This window comes from Proteus vulgaris (genome assembly GCF_016647575.1).
Taxonomy (GTDB): Bacteria; Pseudomonadota; Gammaproteobacteria; order Enterobacterales; family Enterobacteriaceae; genus Proteus; species Proteus mirabilis_B.
Map to the genome: position 1 here is coordinate 3,954,508 of NZ_CP032663.1, position 23,546 is coordinate 3,978,053.

Here is a 23,546-nt window from a genome sequence, read left to right on the forward strand (position 1 = left end):
AACTGAGATTTCTATGATAAAAGATTATAAACGTTGGATAGTATTACTTTTGGTATCTAGCATGCTGTTTCTTATTGTTGTTGATGTAACAGTGCTTTATACCGCATTACCACGTTTAACTCATGATTTAAACGCAAGTGCATCAGAGAAACTTTGGATAATGAATGCTTATCCATTAATTGTTGCTGGATTATTACCCGCAGCAGGTATGCTCACAGATAGGATTGGTCATAAAACATTATTTATTAGTGGATTACCGCTATTTGCACTCGCTTCATTGTGCGCAGCATTTTCACCTTCGGCTACCGCTTTAATCGCTTCTCGGGGTTTTTTAGCTGTGGGCGCGGCAATGAGTATGCCAGCAACACTATCAATAGTGCGCCAAGTTTTTAGCGATCCACAAGAGCGTGCTATTGCTATCGGAATTTGGTCTGCTGTTGCCTCAGGCGGTGCGGCGTTAGGACCCTTAATTGGTGGTATTTTATTAAATAACTTTTGGTGGGGCTCCGTCTTTTTAATTAACGTTCCCATTGTTCTGTTTGTATTACCGTTTTCTTTTTGGCTTATCCCTAAGTTTTCAGGACATGGTGATCATAAAATTGATTATTTAAGCTCAGTACTGATTTTAGTGGGTTTGATCAGCGCCATTTATGCCTTAAAAGAGATAGGAAAACCTTATACACAGTGGAGTGAAGCCATGATTGCCACCGTGATTGCAGTGATCTTTCTCACTCTATTTACCTTACGTCAGCGTAAACAAACTCACCCAATGATTGATTTTGGGCTATTTAAAAACCGCTTTTTTAGTATTGGCATTTTAATGGCTGTGCTTTCTATGGTGATCATTGTAGGTATTGAATTACTGCTCAGCCAACGCTTACAGCTTGTCGCAGGTTTTACCCCACTTAATGCAGCGCTGGTGATTTTACCCATTCCTATTGGCTCCGTACTGGCTTCTCCATTGGCAGGTTATTTCTTGGTGCGTTTAGGCGAAATTCGCTTAATTATTGCCGGATTTATGCTGACTTTAGTGGGAAATCTGTGGCTAATTGCCGTTTATCAAACAACATCTCCAATGGTATTAATTGGTAGCTTATTCTTAATCGGCTTTGGCTTAGGTATTATTTTTACCACGGCATCGACGTCAATTATGTTGAGTGTGGCAGATAGACAAGCGGGAATGGCGGCATCAATTGAAGATGTAGCTTATGAGCTTGGTAGTGTGATTGGTGTGACATTTATGGGCAGTTTGATGAGTACGGTATACACCTTAAAACTGATGTTGCCCGATTCATTAACGGTTGATGATGCGGTATATGACAGTTTAGATGAAGCGTTGATTGTGGCAGAGAAATTACCCAATGACGTTGCTTCTCTTGTGATATCTCAAGCAAATTTAGCCTTTGAAAATGCCTTTTTCGTGGTATTAACCGCGACGGCAATTATTACCGCATTTAGCTTAGTGGCTCTGCCTTATTGCTTGCGTAATAAGGTACGAGAGTAAAATAGTTTTAATAATAACTATCTGCACATTTTTTGTAGAAATTAGAAAGTAAAAGGAGAGCTTACGCTCTCCTTTTCGGTATTTCTCTACGACAACAATTCTGTTGAAGGATTAGCCGCTGCCTAATCTACTGATATTTGCTCTTTACAAGCTGACCTCAGCCAGGTGCTTACGCGGGTCTCATCTGGATTTTGAGAGCGAGGAGACTCAAGCACACTCTGTGTCATCTTTATATCTTTTTATCTTGATATTATCAAGCCTTTGATTTTGCCGTTTCATTGAACTAAATAGACAAATAGCATGTATAACCGCATTAGGATATTGTTGTGCGATTATTTCTCTTGCTGTAATTAGTGTTGTTCCAGTCGCCATAAGATCATCAACAAGTAGTATTCTTATTCGTTTATAAGAGAGTGATAAGTGTTCATTTAAAATGAATGGTGGAAATATATCCCGATATTTCGTTGGAATTCCTTTTAGTGAAAAATTACCATTATTTCCAACCTCTTTTTCTTGTATTTTAATTTTAAATTCGAGGCTTTTAGCTTCTTTAACATTAACATTTGCACTATCAAGCAGTTGAAAAGCATTATTAACTGTAATTTTTCTTAGCGTATTAGTTAAATGTAACGCATTAAATTTTTTTGCCAACCGTTTTGCTATGATATAACTAATGTTATGAGCAGATGGTATTGATATTATTAATTGATATCCTTGTGATTCTAGCTTCATAATTTTAGTGCAAATTATTTCAAAACTATAATTAAGTTTTTTTATACTTGAAATATTTGTATATAAACCATTTTTTCCTTTTAATGCGTAAATTAAAGGACAGTTATCTCCCAAAAACCGCTGTTTTCTATTATGACTTTGTTTACCAGAAAGAAATTGTCGTTTAAAAACAGCATAAACTTTCAAGTCATTAGCATATTCAATGGTTGGATTTCCTTCTGGCTGGGTTATTAACCAATCAGAGCAATCATGTTTCACGATAACACACTGTTCTTTAATTATTAATCCCACAAATATATTCCATCTAAAAAGAGATGGCATTATAACAACGACAAGATAACAGGGCTATTTTATAAATAAAATATTTATTAAGAAGAATGATTTTACTTATTTAAATAAAATTAACTTCTAAATTAAAATAATAATATATCTATTTTTTAAAACTAATAACTTATCCGACTCATCCATTTTAAATTGAAATAATATAATTATTTTATTAAAACCTATCGATATCCAGTGCATCCATACTAAAGTGAGAAGGTGATTGTCCCATCTGTTTTTTAAACATCGTCGAGAATGAACCAGCGCTGTTATAACCCAAATCAAAGGCAATTTCGGTGATGCCGCGTCCCGATAAGATTTGTGTTAATGAATTCAATAAACAGACTTGTTGTCGCCATTGTGAAAATGACATTCCTGTTTGTTGGCGGAAAAAGCGGCTAAAAGAGCGCTCACTTTTATGTAATTTATCTGCCCACTGTTGCGGTAAAGAATCTATTTTTGGGTTACGAATAAAATCACGACATAATTTAGCTAATTTACTGTCTTGTGGAATAGGTGCAAAAAACGGTAACGGTTTTGCTTTCGCTAATTCACATAAGATTAACTGCATTAAAAGTCCATCTCGCCCTTTTTTATCATATTCTGCGGGCACATCTACGGCTTCAAGCAAGAGTTGGCGAAAAAGAGGGGAAACACTGACAACTTCACATTGTTTGCTATGACGAGGAGCAGCGGAAGGCTCGATATACAAGCTTCGAGTACTCACATCTAACATACGAGTTTCATGCCCAGTTTCTGGTGGGATCCACACACCACAAGACGGCGGAATGACCCACTCACCATCATCTGTGCTCACTTCAATTAAACCCGTTGCAGGGTATAAAAATTGGGCTCGGCGATGTTGATGCGTTTCTAACAACGTATTGGGCAAATAGTCTGTACCCAGCGCAATAACATCTCGGTCAAGTGAATCAACGCTTTTTAAAGGTACATTTCTCACAATTTGGGTCACTCTCTTTTTATTTTCGTTCTTTTAATATAGCAGTTATCCCACACTCTACACACTGGCAAATAATGACCTATATAATTAAAATCGTTATATATTTAAATAAACAACGAAAACACCTTATGTGAAATTTAAACCTTCTTGATATCTATTTAACAAACCCTATTAACAATCAAAAAACGAACTTTTAACACCCCTTGTAAATAGGCTGAAATTCGAATGTCATTGTCTGGTTTTAGAATGTTGGCAAAAGATTAATCAACTACTATCCCTCTCGCAGATGTTATTTCGAGCATTCTGCAATTATCTATGCATTCAATAATAATGCAGCGGATACCAGACATTCCCTTTATTCATAGCCTAGAAAAATCACGCACATTCTTTATATCAAGTATCGGGTATATCGGGATCCGCCTATTATGTTTAAGGTAGAGTTCATTATGAGCAATCAGTCCGATCACGATAGTGATACAAAGAGCATTCTCAACGATGTTAGCCGCCGTCACTTTATTCAAGCGAGCTCAGCATTAGTCACCCTTCCTTTTCTCGCATCAAACTCTTTTGCTGCGACAACAGATAACGCTATCCCAGTAAAATCAATAACAACCGAAGATGGTGAACGCGTTGTTTCAACTTGTAGTAGCTTTGACTGTGGCGGTAAATGTGACATTCGTGCCCATGTAAAAGACGGCAAAGTTACCCGTATTAGTACACGCCCAGATGCTGATTTAGATGAAGAAATGCCAATCATGCGTGCCTGTGTACGAGGCCGTGGTTATCGTAAATTTGTCTATCATCCAGACCGTTTAAAATATCCAATGAAACGCGTTGGTAAACGTGGCGAAGGCAAATTTGAACGCATCACTTGGGAAGAAGCAACCACCCTTATTGCACAAAATATGCAACGTATTAATCAGCAATATGGTCCTGCATCTCGCTTTGTGAGTTTAAGTACCGGTGTTACTGGCGGTATTTTCTCTGGTGCGAATATGTTACGTCGTCTGTTTAATATCACAGGCGGTTTTCTGGAAAACTATCACTCAGTCAGTAACGGTAATACCCTTGCGGTCACTCCTTATACTTACGGTACAGCCGCCAGTGGTAGCACACTCGATACGTTAGAAAATACGCCTCTTGTGATTTTATGGGGTCATAACCCTAACGAAACGATTTTTGGTCATTCAAACCATTTCTTCCAAAAAATGAAGAAAAACGGCACTAAATTTATTGTCGTTGACCCGCGTTATTCAGATACCGCTTCTTCTTTAGCTGATCAGTGGATCCCGTTACTGCCAACGACAGATAACGCGATGATGGATGCGATGATGTATGTCATCGTAAGCGAAAATCTGCACGATCAAGCCTTTATCGATAAATACACAGTTGGCTTTGATGAACACCAAATGCCTGAAGGTGTAGGTGAAAATGAATCTTTAGTTGCCTATTTAATGGGTAAAAAAGATGGTGTTAAGAAAACCCCAGAGTGGGCTGAAACCATCACTAAAGTCCCAGCAGATACCATTAAGCAATTAGCTCGTGAATATGCATCGACAAAACCGGCGGCATTAATGCAAGGCTGGGGTCCTCAACGTCATATTTGTGGTGAACGGACGGCGCGTGGTGCGACATTACTTGCGACTATCACTGGTAATGTCGGTGTTCGTGGTGGTTGGGCTGCGGGTTATGGCATGGCATTAAACTCTGAACTGCGTAAAACCATTGCAGGGCCAAGCCTATTAACTAACCCAGTAAAAGCGAAAATCAATATCACCAACTGGGTACAAGCGTGTGAAGATAAGAATTTAGTCACGCCACAAAATGGGTTACTGAACGCCGAGAAACTTGATACTGAAATCAAGATGATTTTCTCAATGGCGGGTAACTACATGACAAACCAAAATACCGATATTCTTCATGCTGCAAAAGTACTTGAAGATGAATCAAAAGTAGAATTTATCGTTTGTAGTGATCTCTATCTAACCCCAAGTGCAAAATACGCCGATATTTTACTGCCAGAAACCAGCTTCTTAGAACGCTGGAATATCGGTGGTACATGGAGCTATGGCGACTACATTATTCTTTCTGAAAAAGTGATTGAGCCTGAATTTGAGCGTCGAACTGACTACGATTGGTTACGTGAAGTTGCCGATAAATTAGGTGTAGGTGAGCAATTTAGCGAAGGCAAAGAGACTGACCGTGATTGGATTGAATATTTAGTTGATGACGCGAGTGTTAAACGCCCTGAAGACGGTATTCCAACCTTTAAAGAGTTATTAGTTAAACGTCGTCATCTATTAAAACATCGTCCACATACTCAAAATGTGGCGTTTGAGAAAAATATCCAAGATATCGAGAATAATCCATTCCCAACGCCATCAGGCAAAATTGAGATTTTCTCTAAGCGTTTATATGACATGAATAATGTCGATATTCCTGCGCTCTCTCACTATGTTCCCGCCATTGAAGGTCCTGAAGATACGTTAACAGATAAATTCCCGTTACAACTTATCACATGGAAAGGGCGTAACCGCGCAAACTCAACACAATTTGCCAACCCTTGGTTGCAAGAAGTACAGCGCCAAGAACTCTGGTTAAACCCGTTAGATGCTCAAGATAGAAACATCAAAGAAGGTGAGAAAGTCAAAGTCTATAACGATCGTGGGATCACGATGGTTCCCGTCAAATTAACACAACGAATTATGCCTGGTGTCGTCGCCCTGCAAGCAGGTGCTTGGTGGCAACCTGATGCAAAAGGCATAGATCAAGGTGGATGTGCCAACGTATTAACATCATCCCGTAGCACCGCAATGGCACACGGCAATGCTCACCAAACATTATTGGTCGAGGTAGCAAAAGCATGAGTAAATTTATCGTTTATCCCGCTGTGAGCAACAAACAGTTAGGGTTTTATATCGACAGCGCTCGCTGTTCAGGTTGTAAAGCGTGTCAGGTTGCTTGTAAAGATAAAAACAACCTCGATGTTGGACGCAAATTTCGTCGTGTTTATGAAATCACTGGCGGCGGTTATACCCGCAATCCTAAAGGTGCGCTGGTCAATAATGTCTTTGCTTACACGTTATCTATCTCTTGTAACCATTGTGATGACCCAATCTGCGTTAAAAACTGCCCAACAACAGCAATGCATAAGCGTGAAGGCGACGGCATTGTCATGGTAGATACAGACAAATGTGTCGGTTGTGGTGCTTGTGCGTGGTCTTGCCCTTACGGTGCGCCACAAATGAATCCAGAAACCAAACAGATGTCAAAATGCGACTTTTGCATCGATTTACAGCAAAAAGGTGAACAACCCGTTTGTGTTGCGACTTGTCCGTTAGGTGCAATCCAATTTGGTCCTATTGATGAACTGCGTGAACGCTATGGCGATTTAGATTATGTCACGGGTTTACCTTCCCCTGAAATAACGCATCCAAACCTTGTTATTAACCCACATCAGGGTGCCAATAATGACGGAATTAATAATAAGGGAGAAAGAAAATGAATGAATGGTCATTATTAATCTTCACATTTATGATGAATGCGACCATTGGTCTTGCGCTAACAACAGGGCTTTTTGCTCGTCGCCTTTCTCATTATCTCAATGCAGAAAGCTACTATCGTTTTATGCTGTTAGCCTTATTTGTTATTTGTGGATTAGCTGGTTTAGGCTCTATCGCTTCAATTACTCACTTAGGTGTGCCATTAAATGCCCCCAATGCCATTAGAAATGTTTTTTCTGCTTGGCTAAGTCGTGAAGTCGCCGTCACTGCTATTTTTGTCGGTTGTCTAGGATTAACCTTTTTATGGCTCTGGCGCACTCGCAAACTCTCAATGCTGTTATTAAGCACCAGCATTCTGATTGGATTATTTGATATTTATTGCATGGCATCGATTTACCGCCATACCTCCATTTTGACATGGATGGATCCTAATACTTACGTGATGTTCTTCGGTGCGATGTTAACACTTGGCGCGGCTATTTTCTTTTTGCTGATCAAAGTATTACAACGCGTAGGCAGTAAGTTAGGTATTGAAATACCCCAAGACTCTTTCCCAATGCGCTGGAAATGGCAATTATGGGGAATAATGGCATTTAGCTTAATTGGTCGATTACTGTATCAACCTTTTTATGAGCAATATTTAACTAGCACGTTATATAGCCAAAAATCGGTGACATTCCCGTTATCACCTATTCAAGTGTATTACTCCATTTGTTCATTACGTACTACATGCTGGATCTTAGCAACCTTTGCAGTATTGGCTTGTGGCTATAGTTTAGTGAAATTCCTAGCCCCTAAAAATCAAGGTAAAACAACCGAGTCTATTTTTGCACTTGGTTGCGTTATCGCGATTATCGCTGACTTTATGTTGCGTTATGTTTTCTACTCAATTCACTAATTGTAATTGAGCTTGTTGTTTAAATAATAAAAAACAAACCTCATTAATTGGGGTTTGTTTAAGGAAGTATCAAAAATTATGAGCAGACTCTCTTATTATGCGGCTGCATTTAATTTATTGGGAATTTGTTATTTATTCCCACCTGATGATGACACCAATAAAACGGCACTCAACTTTTTTAAAACTGGGGATTTTGCAGCACAGTGGCCTTGTAAAATTGAAAGCCGCTTGTGTGAACGTTTAATTGATTCTGTTTCTATCGATACAGAGCAATTAAAAACCCAATGGCAAAATCTTTTTGTTGGTCCTAATGCATTGCCAGCCCCCCCTTGGGGCTCAGTCTATTTAGATCCTGAAGGCTTATTACAAGGGGATTCTACCCTTGCACTGAGTGAGTTTTTAAAACGGGAACGCTTAAAAGTAAACACGCCTTTTCCAGAGCCTGTTGATCATATCGGTTTGATGTTATTTCAAGCTGCGGTATTAGCATCAGAAAACAGAGAAGAAGCGGTTAATGAATTATTATCCCTTCATTTGACCACATGGCTACCTCACTATTTAAATAAATTAAAAATGAGTGGGTATGGCCAATTTTATAGCACATTAACAGAACTGGTAACCATCACGGTGAACGCATTCAGAAAATAGAAATTTATTAACAACTTATCATCCTAACATAATTATTTAAGGTAATTTGGACCACGCACCCAAATTACCTTTTTTCGTTTAAGACATTTCTTTTTAAATTATGACGACTTTAATCCTAATCGTTTGGTTAAACGACGTAAGTTAGCGGGATCGAGTGATAATTCTCGCGCCGTTGCCGCCCAATTTTGGTTATTACGTAGCAATGCTTGTTTAATTAAATCTCGCTGAAATTCATCCGTTGCTTCTTTTAGATTTTTGTCTTCGGGAGGTAACGTTTGAGAGGTAGAGTGAACTGGATTTTCAGCCCCTAAAGCAAAATGGCTAACTTGTAAGATAAGGCTATCGGTTTTATTTCCAGCTCTTGCCAACACAATTGCTCGATGAATGGTATGTTCTAATTCACGCACATTGCCTGGCCAAGAATAGTGTAATAAATAAAGACGTAATTCAGGACTAATAATCACTTGCGTGAGATTAAAACGCTGACGATATTGCTCGCAGAAATAACCTACTAATAGCAAAATATCTTCATCTCTTTCTCGTAATGGCGGAACATGTAAAGGAAAAATGCTTAACCGATGGAAAAGATCGGCACGAAAATTTCCCGCTAATACTTCTTCCCATAAATCACGATTCGTTGCCGCTAATACACGCACATTAACGCGTAAATTACGATCATCACCAATACGTTGAATATCACCATATTGTAAGACACGCAGTAATTTAGCTTGGAGTGATAATGATAATTCGCCTATTTCATCAAGAAATAAAGTTCCATTATCTGCCATTTCAAATTTACCACTACGATGGCTAATTGCGCCGGTAAAAGCCCCCTTCACATGCCCAAATAATTCACTTTCTGCCACACTCTCAGGAAGTGCCGCGCAATTTAAATAGACTAACGGATTATCTGCACGATTAGACATTTCATGAATGGCTTTTACCACCAGCTCTTTACCCGTTCCCGTTTCTCCACTCACTAGAATATTCATATCTGCGGGGGCAACAATTTCTATCTCTTTTTTCAGTTGCATCATCGAAGGCGATAAACCAATAATTTCTGTTTTTACTGTAGGCTTAAACGTATTGGTTGGCGTAAATAACATATTTTGATTTTCGAGTTGCTCAATCAATAACGCATTATTTAATGCACCAGAGGTTAATGCAGCAATTAAACGTAATTCTTCATCACTAAAAGTATCGAACTGATGAGGGTCCATTCCATCAAGTGTTAACGTACCAATTAAATCTTGCCCTGCAAATAATGGTAATCCCACACAAGCATGAACTTTTAAATGCTCTCTATCTGGGATAAGTCCATCATAAGGATCGGGTAAATCGCTGTCCGCAGGGAAGCGAACCACGTCTCCCGCACGCGCAATAGTTTCAAGGCGAGGATGCCCTTCAAGTAAAAATCGACGACCTAAAACATCAGGTACAAGACCATCTATGGCTAATGGAATAAATTGATGAGGCTCATAACGAAGCAATGCGGCTGCATCGCAATTTAGCACTTGCCGAAGCGTGGTCACCAGTCGCTGAAACCTATCTTGATGACCCACATCTTTTTGTAACTCAATGGCAATTTTAGCCAGTACATCAACGGAAAAGCCCATAAAAACACCTCATAGTCATTATGACTGTTATTATGGTCATTTTGACATGATAAAGATAGTCATATTGACAATATTTAAATTACCACAAAAATAAAAAACCAGTTAAAACAACAAGATAAAAACTGGCACGCTTCTTGATTATATCTATACATATCCCTATGAAAAGATTAATGAGAAGGAACAATACAAAATGGCTATTCATGTTAAAAATAATGTTAATTGGGTTGGACAACGTGACTGGGAAGTTCGTGATTTTCATGGTACTGAATATAAAACATTATTAGGAAGTAGCTATAACAGCTACCTAATACGTGAAGAAAAGAATGTCCTTATTGATACAGTTGACCATAAATTTAGTCGCGAGTTTGTACAAAATTTACGAGCTCAAATTAATCTGGAAGAGATTGATTACATTATTATTAATCATGCAGAAGAAGATCATGCTGGCGCACTTACTGAGCTGATGTCTTTTATTCCTAATACCCCAATTTATTGCACAGCAAATGCGATTGATTCAATCAATGGTCATCACCATCACCCTGAATGGAATTTTAATATCGTTAAAACAGGCGATAGCCTTGATATTGGCAATGGTAAGCAATTGATTTTTGTTGAAACGCCAATGCTACATTGGCCTGACAGCATGATGACCTATTTAACGGGTGACGCGATTTTATTTAGTAATGATGCCTTTGGTCAGCACTATTGTGATGAACGTTTATTTAACGATGAAGTTGACCAAACAGAATTATTTGAGCAATGCCAACGCTATTACGCCAATATATTGACACCATTTAGCCGCCTTGTAACACCCAAGATTAATGAAATTTTAGGCTTTAATTTACCTGTCGATATGATTGCCACTTCTCACGGCGTAGTATGGCGTGATAATCCAACACAAATCGTTGAATTATATCTAAAATGGGCAGCAGACTATCAAGAAGATCGCATCACTATTTTCTATGACACCATGTCTAACAATACCCGTATGATGGCAGATGCCATTGCACAAGGTATCAATGAAATTGATCCTAACGTGTTTGTAAAAAGCTATAACGTCGCCAAAAGTGATAAAAATGACATTATCACCAGTGCATTTCGTTCTAAAGGCGTGCTTGTTGGCTCATCAACAATGAATAATGTCATGATGCCAAAAATTGCCGCCATGCTTGAAGAGATGACGGGCTTACGTTTTCGTAATAAAAAAGCCGCTGCTTTTGGGAGTTATGGTTGGAATGGTGGTGCCGTTGACCGTATTCAAACCCGCTTAATGGATGCTGGATTTGAAACCGCACTAGCGCTAAAAACCAAATGGCGTCCAGACATGCAAGCACAAGAGATTTGTCGTGAGTATGGCCGTGAAATTGCACGTCAATGGGCTTTAGCGCCACTTCCTGCGACCCAATCTTGTTGTACAACCTCATCACAACCTGAAGTTACCACAAGTGTTGAAGCTATCGATTTAGGTCCACGTATGCAATGTAGTGTGTGCCAATGGATTTACGATCCGGCAATAGGTGAACCAATGCAAAATGTTCAACCTAATACGCCGTGGAGCGAAGTGCCTGATAGCTTCTTATGTCCTGAATGCTCATTAGGAAAAGATGTCTTTGATGCGCTTGCAAAGGAGGCAAAATGAGTACAGATCTTCTCAATAATGGGATTGTGATTATTGGTGCGGGGTTTGCTGCGCGCCAATTAGTCAAAAATATTCGCAAATTTAATGCAGATATTCCCATTACCCTTATTGCCTCAGACAGCATTGATGAATATAACAAGCCGGATTTAAGCCATGTTATTAGTCAGGCTCAAAATGCGGATGATCTAACAAAACAAACAGCTGAAGACTTTGCGCAACAATATCAACTAGCCATTTATCCTTATACACAAATTGTTGATATTAATACGGATGAAAAACGTATTCAGAGCACTCAAGGTGAGCAATGGTATTACGATAAATTGGTATTAGCGACTGGCGCTAAAACTTATTGCCCTGCTATTTCGGGCCATGAGTTAATGTTTACGCTTAATAGCCAACAAGAATATCGAACTTATGAAGCACAAATTCATCAAGCTAAGCGCGTATTAATTTTAGGTGCAGGTTTAATTGGTACTGAATTAGCGATGGACTTTAGTCGGGCAGGTAAAGAAGTGATCCTTGCAGATATTTCAGGACAATTATTATCTTCCCTGATCCCCTCCGATCTCAGTGGACGCTTGCAATCTAGCCTCACTGAAATTGGTGTGCGATTAATGCTGAAATCACCATTACAGTCATTAACACAAACTGATAACGGTATTTTAGCGACATTTAACCAGCATCATCAATTAACCGTTGATTGTGTTATTGCTGCCACAGGACTCACGCCAAATATAGAGCTTGCCCATCTTGCAGGTTTGCATACTGATCGTGGGATTATTGTGAATGAATATCTACAAAGCAGTAATAGCGATATTTATGCCTTGGGCGATTGTGCACAAATCAACGGTAATTTATTACCCTTTTTACAGCCAATACAATTAAGTGCGATGCATTTAGCAAAATCACTTGTGGGCGAAAACAATGCACCTCTTAATTTACCACCGATGATTATTCGGGTGAAAACACCGTTAATGCCACTACATCTTGCCGGTGAAACTGCTCGTAATGACTTAACGTGGAATATTAATACAACACAATCGGGTGTTATCGCCAAAGGCTTTGATGAAAACGACGTATTACGCGCCTTTGTGGTCACAGAAGAGCAAGTAAAAGAAGCTTTTGCATTATTAAGAACGCTGTCCGCTTAATTTAAACAGTGATATCGCTAAACAAAATCAGCAACGCTATAACTTGAATAGTGATATCCCTAAACAAAGCCAGCAACGCTGCAACTTGAAATATGACGAGTAGGTACTCTAAATAATTCGAGGTGCAGCTAGGCGACAAGTGAATGAGTTGCTAGGAGCACACATAAGTATGTGACTAGTGCGAATGAATGCAGTCAACAACGCTACAACTTGAAGTATGACGAGGAAACACTCTAAATAATTCGAGGTGCAGCTAGGCGACAAATGAACGAGCCGCTAGGAGCATACAATAGTATGTGACTAGTGCGAATGAATGCAGTCAACAACGCTGCAACTTGAAGTATGACGAGGAAATTATGAACTTACGTGATCAACCTTTAGGCCAACTGGCTCTCTCTATTTCTGGCGCCAGTGCCATATTCCGCCAATATAACCTCGACTTCTGCTGTGGAGGAAAAAGAACATTAAGCAAATCTGCGGAGAAAGCAGGACTCAACATTGATGAAATTGAAAGTAAATTAATTGCCCTTTCAGAACAGCCATTAGAAAAAGATTGGCGACAAGCACCATTGAGTGAAATTATTGATTTTATTATTGTTCGTTATCATGACAAACACAGAGCACAATTACCGGAGCTTATTCTACAAGCAGAAAAAGTAGAACGAGTTCATGAAGCAAAACCGACTGTCCCTAAAGGGTTATCTCGCCAATTAACACTATTATTAGAAGAGCTAACAAGCCATATGATGAAAGAGGAACGTATTCTCTTTCCTATGATAAAGAATGGATTGGGAAGCCAAGCTGGGGCTCCTATTAGTGTTATGGAACACGAACATGATGATGCAGGTGAAATTGTTGAAGTGATTAAATTTATTACCAAAAACGTCACACCACCACCTGAAGCCTGCACCACATGGCGAGTACTTTATAATGGTATTAATGAGTTTATTGACGATTTAATGAATCATATTAGCTTAGAAAACAACTTATTATTTCCAAGAGCATTAGCGGGTGAATAAGAGTTCACATACAGGGGATTTTATCATCCCCTGCTATTTTATAGTGGTCCGTAAAACCTACCGCTCACCTTGAGTATCTATTAACAAACGCTGATTTATATATTCGATCGTCTCGTCTATCGTCATAATATTATTAACGACATTAGTAATACCTTGCCCAATAATCGTTTCTGCTTGGCGTAAATTAAATAATTTGCCATTTGGTACTGATGATTCTCGTATTCCCTTATTAATTTCTTGATAAGCCAATGTCATCCACGGATAACGATGGCTAATTTCTTGGTTATGACTGAAATTTTGATGATTACTGTTTCCACCTAATAAAATTAGGTGATCCATAACCATTGGGGAATAAAGCCAACGATAAAATTGCTCTGCATATTGTGATTTTTGGCTATAACGCGAAACCCCTAATACGCCACCGCCTAATTGCGGAATACTTCCCGGTACAGGTGCAAAACCTGTTTTAGGTAAAATATTGCTATGAGCAACATCGTTAAATAAATTCATATAAGCGATAAGCATAGCGAGATGCCCTTGCTCAAATTGTCTAACCGACTCACTCCACCACTTATTATGAATATTCTCCGTGATCGACAACTGTTTTAAATATTCTTCTAATATTTCACCTGCTAAAGGCATTTCCAATCTAGGAATATTATGACTTCCTATTAAACACCCGCCTTTTGCGTAATAACGTAATAAATACTCTGTTGCGATCAGCCCTGCACTACCCAATGTTGTTGAAGCTCCCATTGGACGACTTAATTGTCCTTCTTCATGTTGTTCAGTAAAAAACTGCGTCACATTATCGTATTCTTCAAATGTTGTCGGTACGGTTAACTCATTACCTGTTTTTTCGTAATACATTCTTTTTAAAATAGGATCTTCAAACAAATCTTTCCGATAAAACAAAAGTTGCGCACTGGCATCAAAAGGCATGGCGTAAGCAACATTATTCACTAAACTAAATTTCTGCTGAGTAGGCAGTGAAAAATTATTTAATAAGTCTGTTAATCCGTTACCGATTTTATCTAATGGCCGTAATATTCTTTCTGCAAACCAAGGAAAACAAGCCATATCAATACGCAATAAATCATAATATGGGTGCAAATGTAACTGACTTAATATTTGATAAACTTCATCGTAAGGGTGTATCGCTAAATTAACTTTAATGCCTGTTTGGCGATAAAAATGAGGTAATAGCTTTTTTAATGCACTGGTTGAAGGGCTAGGTAAAATCAGTAAATTAAGACTGATATCCGCTTTATCTTCACTGATAACTGCCGGAGTTAAAGTATAAAGATGGTCACTTTGATTACGCACACAAGTCACATTCTTTTCAGTTATTTCACCTTCATCTTCTTCTTGCATTAATGCATCCATGACTTCTAACCCAAGTTGAGCGTAATTCATTGGAAAGTAATACAACCCTTTTAGTACAGGTGGAATATTGTCGCTCAATGCAAAAATAGGAGGGCAATCATAATGGCTACCGAAATAACTGGCTTGTGTTAAATAACGTGCTTTCTCTATATCTTGAGCAATAAATATGTCTGGGATTTGCTCCATAGAAAAGAAATCAAACGCAATTTTATAACTCTCTTCATCTGACGCACAAAGCACCACATTTTTCTTATTGGGTGCCTTCTCTAAAAGTCGATTTTGTAATTCATTGGCAAAGTTTTGATTATTTAAATAGTCGCTACTTCCCATAAAAATACCCACTAATTTACCTGTCGTTTTTGCAATCTGTTGGCAAATAGCTTCTGCTGCTTGAGCAAAATCGAGTGTGAAATATCGTTGAGTATTTAGAGGTTCACGATAAACAAATGCAACTTGAGAAGGCGGTAATTTTAACGTGTCAAAATAGATATTTGCATCTTTGAGACAGCTAACAGTGATCACTTGTTTATAGCCACCTGCTGCAATTTTCTGTAACGCCTCTAATTCTGTAGTTTCAAGATCATCAGTTAAAAAAAGATCGTAAGTGACCTCAGGAAAGTGAGCAATAGACTGTCTTAAGGAATTAAAGAAAACGGCATATTTTTCAGAGACTAATTGAGGTAGAAGTATGGCAATTTTATGGCTTTTATTGGTTCTTAACAGTTGAGCCTGCGTATTTAATTGATAGCCCATTTTTTTGGCGGCTTGATACACAGCTTCAATTTTCTCAACACTCACATTTCCACGTTTATTCAATACGTTAGAAACTGTTCCATGAGAGACACCCGCTAATTTTGCAATATCTTTAATCGTTGCCATTGACCTTTTTCCATCTCAATTTCTGCTTTCACTAGCATACCTGAATTATTTATCGCGACTACTGCTAATTGATTTGAACGTTCCATTTTTAATTTGTTTATAAAACAAGCGTTTATTACTTATCAAAAATAAATGATTATCAATATCAATTAAAAGCTATATCAATATTAATCAATATGATAAGAAATTTAATTTGAATGAGATCACTGATCTGATCTTCATTTATTGGCAAATGATTTTCATCATTTTATTATTGGAACGTTCAAATTAATCTATAACTTATAGATAGCCAACACCAGATAATTAATAAAATCATAATAAAACAATAGGATAAGGGGATTTCTTATGAAACTTCATTTTTTAGGGACGGCTGCCTCAGAAGGCATACCCAATCCCTTCTGCCGTTGTGAACACTGCCTGAAAGCAAGAGAACTGGGTGGGAAAGATATCAGAACTCACTCTTCTGCCATTGTCGATGACATTATGTTAATCGACGTATCACCTACATTTAGTTACCAATTAATGCGTGATGGAATGGATGCTACCAACTTTGAAAGCCTTCTGTTCACTCACACTCACCCAGATCATTTCAATGTTGGCGATTTGTTTAGCCGAATGGAAGGTTATGGTTTTGAAATTAACCATCCTCTTCATATTTTTGGTAATGATCGCGCGATTAATGGTTGTATCGAAGTTTTACCTGGTTACAGCAAAGAGCGTTTTGCTTTTCACTGCTTAATTCCTTTTGTTACTGTTGAAAGAAATGGCTATAAAATTACACCATTACTCGCTAATCATGCGAAATGGGAACTTTGCTATGTTTATCATATTGAGAAAGATGGCAAGGTTATTTTCTATGGACATGATTCTGGTTGGTTCCCTGAATTAACATGGAAATGGTTAGAAAATAAACCACTAGATATCGTTGTTTTTGAATGTACTTATGGACTCAATGGTAAAGATCGTACCGATAATCATATGAGCCTAGAAACGGTATTTGCAGCGAAAGAAAAACTGCAACAGCAAGGTTGTTTACATCAAGATACACAAATTGCCGTTTCGCATATTTCACATAGCGGCAAATTGCTTCATCACGAATTAGAAGCTGTTTGTGCTCCTCATAATATCCGCGTTGCCTACGACGGATTAACGTTAGAAACAAATTAAGAGGAGAACGATGATGGATATGAAAATAACCTCTCGCTTACTGATAATGATGTTTGTGCAATATTTCATGCAAGGTGCGTGGAATATGACTATGGGGCTGGTATTAAGTAGCTATGGTATGGCAAGCATTATTGGTAATGCCTACGCTTTATTAGGTGTCGCTACCATTATCTCCCCATTATTTATTGGTATGGTGGCTGACCGTTTCTTTGCTTCACAAAAAGTCATGGGCATCCTTCATTTAATTAATGCCGCAGTCATTATTTGTGTTCCTCAATTTATTGAAGCACAAAACAGTGGCATGACTTTATTCTTAATTTTCATTATTGGATTATTATTTTATCCAACAACTGCGCTTTCAAATAGTATTAGTTTCTCCCATATTAATGGCGTGAAATATTTCCCTATTATTCGTGTATTCGGTACGTTTGGTTTTATGGCTATCGGATTTATATTAGGTGAAATGGGCTTCTCTGGTAGTACGATGACTTGGTATATCGCTTCTGCTGTGGGTGTTTTACTTGGTTTCTACTGCTTTACCTTACCTAACACGCCACCGAAAGCAAAAGGTAAGCCATTCTCTACTCGTGATATTTTATGTTTAGATGCGCTTTCATTATTTAAAGATCGTTATTTCGCTATCTTAATGTTTAGTATCTTTATTTTAATGATCCCAAAAACAGCTTACTCCGCTTATATTCCCGTTTTTATTAAAGCATTAGGTTTTAATAACGCGGCGTCTATTATGCAAATAGGTATAGCCTGTGAAGTTCTGTTTATGTTCGTATTGTCATTCTTCTTAATGAAGTTTGGCTTCAAAATTACATTACTTTTAGGTGCTGTTAGCTGGATCATTCGCTCAATATTCTTCTCTTATGCCGCGGTAAATACAGAGTTTTATTTTATCGTTATCGGATTAATGTTACAGGGATTATGTTGGGACTTCTTCTTTACTGCTGGTGATATCTATGTTGACCGCAAAGCCAAACCGGAAATACGTGCTCAAGCACAAGGCCTACGCTTTATTGTCTCTAATGGTTTCGGCTTATTATTTGCTTCCACTATTTGTGGTCAAATCTTTAATTCAACCGTAACAGAAACAGGTGATGCTGCATTACCACAGTGGTCAACATTCTGGATATATCCAGCAATCGTTGCCGCCGTTGTCACCCTATTCTTTATCTTCTTCTTTAAAGATGATGTGAGTAAAAAGAAAAATAACGAAGACAAGAAAGCACCAGAAGGTGCAGTAACTCCTTAGTCTTAGAATAATAGGCCAACGTTAGGAGCAAACCGTGGACGCATTAATTCAGTTTGTTGGCAGCATTGGCCCTTTATCACTATCAAGTATCGCTAAATTACTGGCCGCCTTTATTTTGGGTGGCCTTATTGGCTTAGAGCGTGAATCAAAGGGAAAACCTGTCGGTTTTAAAACCTGTGTCATTATTGCCGTTGCCAGTTGTTTATTAACCATTGTCTCTATTCAATCTGCAGAATATTACGCCAATATTTCAGACAATATTCGTAGTGATCCCATGAGATTAGCGGCACAAATTATCAGCGGTGTCGGCTTTCTTGGCGCTGGCGTTATATTACATCGACGTGATGATGCAATTTCAGGTCTGACGACCGCAGCCATAGTATGGGCTTCAGCAGGTGTGGGTATTGCTTGTGGTTCAGGTTTTTATTGGCATGCCATGATTGTGACTGTTCTCTTTTTTATGGCTATTCAACTTAGCCCGCAAGTGGTGCTATTTCAGATGAAAAACCAACGCTTAGGTAAGATTAAAGTGCGCATGTTATTTACTCATGAAAGCGGTGTTCCTCTTTTAATTGAGTATTTAAAAAGCCATAAAGATGTCATTGAGAATCTGACTATTCGCGATATTAAAAAAGAGCGCGTTGAAGTGAACTTGAAACTGTTAGTTCGGCAAAAAATTACCTTACCCGAATTTTATTGCTCATTAAAACAGCTTGAACATGTTCATTCTGTTTCTTTGGATCATTAATATACTCAAAAAATAAAAAGTGCGCTTTATCTAAGATAACTGCGCACTTTTTTATTATTTTGATGATCGATTAATTGTCTTATTAAGGATTTTTCACGACTAACGGATTACCAAAACGTTCTAAATACATCATGCCAAAGATTGTTGAAGCATAGTCTGTAATATGTCCTACATCACGATAAACTGGCACACCTTCTATATCGGTTAGACAGACATTTTTATCACACTGCACGTCTTTAGGGTCGATGATAATTAAAGTCGGATAGTCCTTTTTTAACTTGGCAAATAACTGGTTCATCCATGTGTTTCCCTCACCTTTATAGTTTTTTGGGTTACAGTTATTATCTGCAAAATCCTTTCTTAATTTTGCATTTTCATAAAAACAGGTCATAAAACCACTTGGCATAGAATTGACTGTTTTAATAAAAACAGGTTTAGCGCCCGTGGCAATAATCATATCAAGAGCTTCACGCATCGCTTTCTCAACACGTTTGCGAGACTCTTCAACGGTTCTAACATCACCTATCTTATTAATGACATGATTTGACGCGTAGTTATTCCAAACTTGCCCAAATATTACATAATCGAAGTGGCTATTCTTGATAAGTTGATAATATTTCGCCGTTTGATCGTAACAACGTTGATAAACTGTATTTTTATGATTAGACCAGTCATAAAGATAAATATTAGGAAGCGTAATACACGATGAAGTTGCTTGTGCATATACATCTATCTTGGCGTCTTTACCCAAAATATCCATAAAGCCCCAATAATGATTTGCATGAGAATCACCAAATAAAAAGGCTTTTTTCTGACTTCCTACTTCACCAATATGGCACATTTTATCTGGATCAGTGGCTTCAAAATTCATACATTTAGTTCGATTGGGATAATCAAACTGATTCAATTTTTCTTCTAAATTAACGTAATTTTGACCAAGCCTTGCTCCAATACCTTGATATTTTTCATTCAATGCATTTAGCCCAAAAGCAAATAAAATAGGAATAATTAATAAGAGAGTGATGGAATATTTAAAGGCTAAGCGCTTTCTTCTAAACGGTTTTTCAATCAGAAAATAAGAGCTAATCGATAGCAATAAGGTTAATGCTAACATCGATCCCTTTTGCAGTTCTGTATTAAACACACCAATATAACGTGCAACTGCAAATAATGGCCAATGCCATAAATAGAGAGAGAAAGATAATAACCCGATAATCACGATTGGCTTTAGTGAGAGTATTTTTTCAATAATGCTTCCATGTTGTCCGGTATAAATGATTAGCGCAGCACCAAGACAAACATACAACGTATTAAGGTTCGGATAACCTGCAATAATATCGTTTTGAAATGCAACCCAAACAATAACACCTAACGCAATTAAGCTAATAACGTCATTTATTCTTTGATTAGGTTTTATCTTTGTTGGGAAGTAGGCAACACAAGCTCCCAACATAAATTCGAATATCCGCGTACTAAAATAGTAGTAGTTTTTCGGTTGATCTTTTTGGTAATAAAACACCAGAATAAATGAAATAGCAGTGACTAACACCACTAGATAAAAATGATTAATCCTTTCTTTTGCATTGATTTTATGTAGAAAATAAAGTGCAAAAGGTAAAAAAAGATACCATTGCCACTCTATCGCTAAAGACCATGTATGCAATAACGGTAAAAAGAGTGCATCTTGCGCTGCATAGCTGGTTGTCGCTCTCGCAAAATATTTATTAGAGAGAAAGGCTGAGGCATATTTCTCGCTATTTGTAATATCTAAATAATCACTAGGTAGGTAAAAAAGCCCAGAAATCACTAGAACTGAAATTAATACAACAAGATAAAGTGGTTGTAATCGCCATAATCGACGATTATAAAAATCACGAAATGAAAAATTACCTTGTGACAATGAAGTTTTAATTATCAGCGAAATCAAAAAACCAGAGATCACAAAAAAAATATCAACACCAATAAACCCAGACGGAATTAAGCGATTATCCAAATGAAAAAGGATAACCAGAATAACAGCGACCGCTCTTAAACCATCTACATCAGCACGATATTTGACATTCATAATCCAAACACATAATCCGAATAAAAAGAATCGCTGGATTATATACTAATTAGCTATATCGCTTTAGTCACAAAAAGATAAATAGCTATTTAATACTTAATATTAATAGCACCGAAATGGCCATAACTGATTAAATTCCATCGTTAAACCTAATTGCACTTCAGATGAAAGCGAACCTTTGCTTACCACAAATTTTGGATGTCGAATAATGATTGGGGTATTAATAGTATGATGCATTAATGATGATCGGTTTTGCTCTAACTCATCATAAAGCTGCTTCATTTCTGTTGATGACGTATTTTCACCTAATCGCCCAAGCGTGATATGAATAATGTCTTTATGAAGTGCACTCTCAATTGGGATTTGCTGATAAATCTGCTGCCTAAAGCGTGTTAATTCCTCTGAGATACCCGTTAATATCAAACTACCATTGGATGTAAGTACAACGTTATTAAATAAAATTTCGATACTTTTTATTTGATTAAAGGTTTTTGCAATCTCATGACACCACGATAATAATACGGGCCGTTGCAGTTTAAACTGCTCATTTTGTTGATTAAAAATCGTTAATAATGTGGAGTGAAATTCTTGTTGCTGAGTAAATTCAATAAAGGGAAATTTAAGCGCAAGCTGTTCGCAATAAGCTATTAGTTTCTGACTAAAAGGAATAAAGCTTTCCTCAACTTCAGGCTGAGAAATCATTAATTGCCCTGCATTTAAGCTGACATCAATAATACTTTCGTTATTTAATTGCCGTTGCCAAGTTTCACCCGTTGCCAGTTTTTTGAGTGTTGCTTGTGTCAGGAATTCGTATGCCATCCGTACACCTTAATAAGAATAAAATAGTAACTCGTACTTTGGTTTGAGTGGCATTTAAAATCAAGTTTTAGAGTCAATAATAAAAAAGTGGCTTTCTTCTAAAAGCCACTGTCACATCAAAGGGGGAGAGATGTTAAAAAATGGGTCTATCTATAAATAATTCAATTAAAGCTAAATTGATTACAGAAAATCAGCCGCTTTAAACTTCGCTAATGCATCGGCTTTTTGCTCTGCGGTCATTGGGCGTAGTGGACGACGAGGAGAGCCTACATCAATACCATGTAACTGCATTGCTACTTTTCCAGCTGCAACACCGCCGTACTCGACTAAAACACGAATAATCGCAATTACTTTATCCATGCAAGCGGTAACGCCTTCATGATCACCAGCTTTAAATTTTTCAATAATTTCAAGATATAATGGCGCAGCATAGTTATATGTACTACCGACAGCGCTTGATGCACCACAGGCTAATCCAGCAGGAATAAATTCATCAACACCAAATGGAACATCGTACTTTCCGCCATCTACGCGTAAGCAACGCTGGAATTCATACATATCCGGGGAATTAAATTTCATACCAGATAAATTAGGTATTGTTTTACCCGCTACTTGTAGGAATTTTTCCATATCAATATTTAAACCTGACATGGTGGAGTGATAATAGTAAAAACCTTTAGAAGGTGCGCTAGCAGCGGCCAAACGACAATATTCTACAAGATCATCAACATTACCCGGTTTGAAGAAACAAGGGCCAATAACGGATGTTGCTTTGATATCTAAGGTTTCGGCATGGCGAGCAAGTTCTAGCGTATCAGCAATACTTAATGCACCTGTATGAATAATAAGATCAAGTTTACCCTGACTTGCATTAACCCAGCGTTCAGCTACTTTCTTACGTTCTTCAACAGAACAATGAATACCTTCGCCTGTTGTTCCTAATACATAAGCACCTGTCACACCACTTGCAATTAGGTGTTTTGCTATTTCATCAATGACAGAATAATTAACGCTACCATCAGTTGCAAAAGGAGTATGAGGTGCGGCAATCAGTCCAGAGAGTTTGTTCATGATAACTTCCTTTGGAGGTTAATTTCTTTTCTATTAATTTTATGGAGCTTAACTCTATATTAGGGAGCAATACTTCAGAACGCAATAACGAAATGAGCATTAAAGGAAGAGAAAAATGAAAGTGTGATCTTTAGCCAATTTTCACTAAAAATCACACA

Annotated in this window: 18 protein-coding genes; 11 read left to right on the forward strand and 7 right to left on the reverse strand. The window is 37.8% G+C overall.

Going from position 1 to position 23,546, the window contains the following annotated elements:
* Positions 1-13: 13 nt before the first annotated feature.
* Entirely contained in the window at positions 14-1,504 is a 1,491-nt protein-coding gene (locus D7029_RS18075) for an MFS transporter (protein WP_194951448.1), read from the forward strand.
* Positions 1,505-1,711: 207 nt separating this feature from the next.
* On the opposite strand, the gene D7029_RS18080 is transcribed toward D7029_RS18075, so the two are convergent.
* Together D7029_RS18080 and D7029_RS18085 are read right to left on the reverse strand one after the other, a co-directional pair.
* Entirely contained in the window at positions 1,712-2,527 is an 816-nt protein-coding gene (locus tag D7029_RS18080; RefSeq protein WP_194951449.1) for a phosphoribosyltransferase, read from the reverse strand.
* A gap of 205 nt (positions 2,528-2,732) precedes the next feature.
* Positions 2,733-3,518 (reverse strand): AraC family transcriptional regulator, encoded by a 786-nt coding sequence (locus D7029_RS18085; protein WP_088495979.1) that lies wholly within the window; start codon positions 3,516-3,518, stop codon positions 2,733-2,735.
* Positions 3,519-3,964: 446 nt separating this feature from the next.
* Between D7029_RS18085 and D7029_RS18090 the strand changes: the two genes are divergently transcribed.
* The 4 genes from D7029_RS18090 (at position 3,965) to dmsD (ending at position 8,567) form a co-directional block, all read left to right on the forward strand.
* A complete protein-coding gene (locus D7029_RS18090; RefSeq protein WP_194951450.1) occupies positions 3,965-6,385 on the forward strand; it encodes a DMSO/selenate family reductase complex A subunit in 2,421 nt (806 codons plus the stop codon).
* Complete coding sequence (locus D7029_RS18095; RefSeq protein WP_075673997.1) at positions 6,382-7,023, forward strand: DMSO/selenate family reductase complex B subunit; 642 nt, start codon at positions 6,382-6,384, stop codon at positions 7,021-7,023. The genes D7029_RS18090 and D7029_RS18095 overlap by 4 nt, the downstream gene beginning before the upstream one ends.
* A complete protein-coding gene (locus D7029_RS18100; protein ID WP_194951451.1) occupies positions 7,020-7,919 on the forward strand; it encodes a dimethyl sulfoxide reductase anchor subunit family protein in 900 nt (299 codons plus the stop codon). Before D7029_RS18095 ends, D7029_RS18100 begins: the two co-directional genes overlap by 4 nt.
* A gap of 78 nt (positions 7,920-7,997) precedes the next feature.
* A complete protein-coding gene (gene dmsD / locus D7029_RS18105) occupies positions 7,998-8,567 on the forward strand; it encodes a Tat proofreading chaperone DmsD (protein ID WP_194951452.1) in 570 nt (189 codons plus the stop codon).
* A gap of 98 nt (positions 8,568-8,665) precedes the next feature.
* On the opposite strand, the gene norR is transcribed toward dmsD, so the two are convergent.
* Positions 8,666-10,183 carry a nitric oxide reductase transcriptional regulator NorR gene (gene norR, locus D7029_RS18110; protein ID WP_194951453.1) on the reverse strand — a complete coding sequence of 506 codons (1,518 nt, stop codon included), beginning with the start codon at positions 10,181-10,183 and terminating at the stop codon, positions 8,666-8,668.
* Positions 10,184-10,373: 190 nt separating this feature from the next.
* Between norR and norV the strand changes: the two genes are divergently transcribed.
* From norV to ytfE, 3 genes are all read left to right on the forward strand, one after another.
* The gene (gene norV / locus D7029_RS18115) at positions 10,374-11,822 is read left to right on the forward strand and encodes an anaerobic nitric oxide reductase flavorubredoxin (protein WP_194951454.1); all 1,449 of its coding nucleotides are present in this window, start codon (positions 10,374-10,376) and stop codon (positions 11,820-11,822) included.
* Positions 11,819-12,973, forward strand: a complete 1,155-nt coding sequence (gene norW, locus D7029_RS18120; protein ID WP_194951455.1) for an NADH:flavorubredoxin reductase NorW — start codon at positions 11,819-11,821, stop codon at positions 12,971-12,973. Before norV ends, norW begins: the two co-directional genes overlap by 4 nt.
* Before the next feature lie 356 nt (positions 12,974-13,329).
* The gene (ytfE, locus tag D7029_RS18125; protein WP_194951456.1) at positions 13,330-13,992 is read left to right on the forward strand and encodes an iron-sulfur cluster repair protein YtfE; all 663 of its coding nucleotides are present in this window, start codon (positions 13,330-13,332) and stop codon (positions 13,990-13,992) included.
* Between the two features lie 57 nt (positions 13,993-14,049).
* Here ytfE and D7029_RS18130 read toward each other — a convergent pair whose 3' ends face one another.
* Positions 14,050-16,257, reverse strand: coding sequence for an extracellular solute-binding protein (locus D7029_RS18130; protein WP_194951457.1), 2,208 nt, complete (start codon positions 16,255-16,257; stop codon positions 14,050-14,052).
* A 345-nt stretch (positions 16,258-16,602) separates the two neighbouring features.
* On the opposite strand from D7029_RS18130, the gene D7029_RS18135 reads away from it, so the two are divergent.
* The 3 genes from D7029_RS18135 to D7029_RS18145 are packed head-to-tail and all read left to right on the forward strand — an operon-like array spanning position 16,603 to position 19,433.
* The gene (locus D7029_RS18135) at positions 16,603-17,424 is read left to right on the forward strand and encodes an MBL fold metallo-hydrolase (RefSeq protein WP_006534465.1); all 822 of its coding nucleotides are present in this window, start codon (positions 16,603-16,605) and stop codon (positions 17,422-17,424) included.
* Positions 17,425-17,437: 13 nt separating this feature from the next.
* The gene (locus D7029_RS18140; RefSeq protein ID WP_194952716.1) at positions 17,438-18,685 is read left to right on the forward strand and encodes an MFS transporter; all 1,248 of its coding nucleotides are present in this window, start codon (positions 17,438-17,440) and stop codon (positions 18,683-18,685) included.
* A 34-nt stretch (positions 18,686-18,719) separates the two neighbouring features.
* The gene (locus tag D7029_RS18145) at positions 18,720-19,433 is read left to right on the forward strand and encodes an MgtC/SapB family protein (RefSeq protein WP_088494251.1); all 714 of its coding nucleotides are present in this window, start codon (positions 18,720-18,722) and stop codon (positions 19,431-19,433) included.
* A gap of 82 nt (positions 19,434-19,515) precedes the next feature.
* On the opposite strand, the gene D7029_RS18150 is transcribed toward D7029_RS18145, so the two are convergent.
* The 3 genes from D7029_RS18150 to D7029_RS18160 form a co-directional block, all read right to left on the reverse strand.
* Positions 19,516-21,498 (reverse strand): acyltransferase family protein, encoded by a 1,983-nt coding sequence (locus D7029_RS18150; RefSeq protein ID WP_194951458.1) that lies wholly within the window; start codon positions 21,496-21,498, stop codon positions 19,516-19,518.
* Positions 21,499-21,600: 102 nt separating this feature from the next.
* Positions 21,601-22,317: a hypothetical protein gene (locus tag D7029_RS18155; RefSeq protein ID WP_194951459.1), complete on the reverse strand. Its 717-nt coding sequence runs from the start codon at positions 22,315-22,317 to the stop codon at positions 21,601-21,603.
* Between the two features lie 180 nt (positions 22,318-22,497).
* Positions 22,498-23,388 (reverse strand): dihydrodipicolinate synthase family protein, encoded by an 891-nt coding sequence (locus D7029_RS18160; RefSeq protein WP_194951460.1) that lies wholly within the window; start codon positions 23,386-23,388, stop codon positions 22,498-22,500.
* Positions 23,389-23,546 lie beyond the last annotated feature (158 nt).

What these genes read in the sequence shown, in the direction of transcription:
- D7029_RS18095 (WP_075673997.1), top strand. Translation starts at nt 6,382, where the DNA reads ATGAGTAAATTTATCGTTTATCCCGCTGTGAGCAACAAACAGTTAGGG.
- D7029_RS18155 (WP_194951459.1), bottom strand. Translation starts at nt 22,317, where the DNA reads ATGGCATACGAATTCCTGACACAAGCAACACTCAAAAAACTGGCAACG.
- ytfE (WP_194951456.1), top strand. Translation starts at nt 13,330, where the DNA reads ATGAACTTACGTGATCAACCTTTAGGCCAACTGGCTCTCTCTATTTCT.
- D7029_RS18150 (WP_194951458.1), bottom strand. Translation starts at nt 21,498, where the DNA reads ATGAATGTCAAATATCGTGCTGATGTAGATGGTTTAAGAGCGGTCGCT.
- norV (WP_194951454.1), top strand. Translation starts at nt 10,374, where the DNA reads ATGGCTATTCATGTTAAAAATAATGTTAATTGGGTTGGACAACGTGAC.
- D7029_RS18100 (WP_194951451.1), top strand. Translation starts at nt 7,020, where the DNA reads ATGAATGAATGGTCATTATTAATCTTCACATTTATGATGAATGCGACC.
- D7029_RS18135 (WP_006534465.1), top strand. Translation starts at nt 16,603, where the DNA reads ATGAAACTTCATTTTTTAGGGACGGCTGCCTCAGAAGGCATACCCAAT.
- norW (WP_194951455.1), top strand. Translation starts at nt 11,819, where the DNA reads ATGAGTACAGATCTTCTCAATAATGGGATTGTGATTATTGGTGCGGGG.
- D7029_RS18140 (WP_194952716.1), top strand. Translation starts at nt 17,438, where the DNA reads ATGGATATGAAAATAACCTCTCGCTTACTGATAATGATGTTTGTGCAA.
- D7029_RS18075 (WP_194951448.1), top strand. Translation starts at nt 14, where the DNA reads ATGATAAAAGATTATAAACGTTGGATAGTATTACTTTTGGTATCTAGC.
- D7029_RS18130 (WP_194951457.1), bottom strand. Translation starts at nt 16,257, where the DNA reads ATGGCAACGATTAAAGATATTGCAAAATTAGCGGGTGTCTCTCATGGA.
- D7029_RS18160 (WP_194951460.1), bottom strand. Translation starts at nt 23,388, where the DNA reads ATGAACAAACTCTCTGGACTGATTGCCGCACCTCATACTCCTTTTGCA.
- norR (WP_194951453.1), bottom strand. Translation starts at nt 10,183, where the DNA reads ATGGGCTTTTCCGTTGATGTACTGGCTAAAATTGCCATTGAGTTACAA.
- D7029_RS18090 (WP_194951450.1), top strand. Translation starts at nt 3,965, where the DNA reads ATGAGCAATCAGTCCGATCACGATAGTGATACAAAGAGCATTCTCAAC.
- dmsD (WP_194951452.1), top strand. Translation starts at nt 7,998, where the DNA reads ATGAGCAGACTCTCTTATTATGCGGCTGCATTTAATTTATTGGGAATT.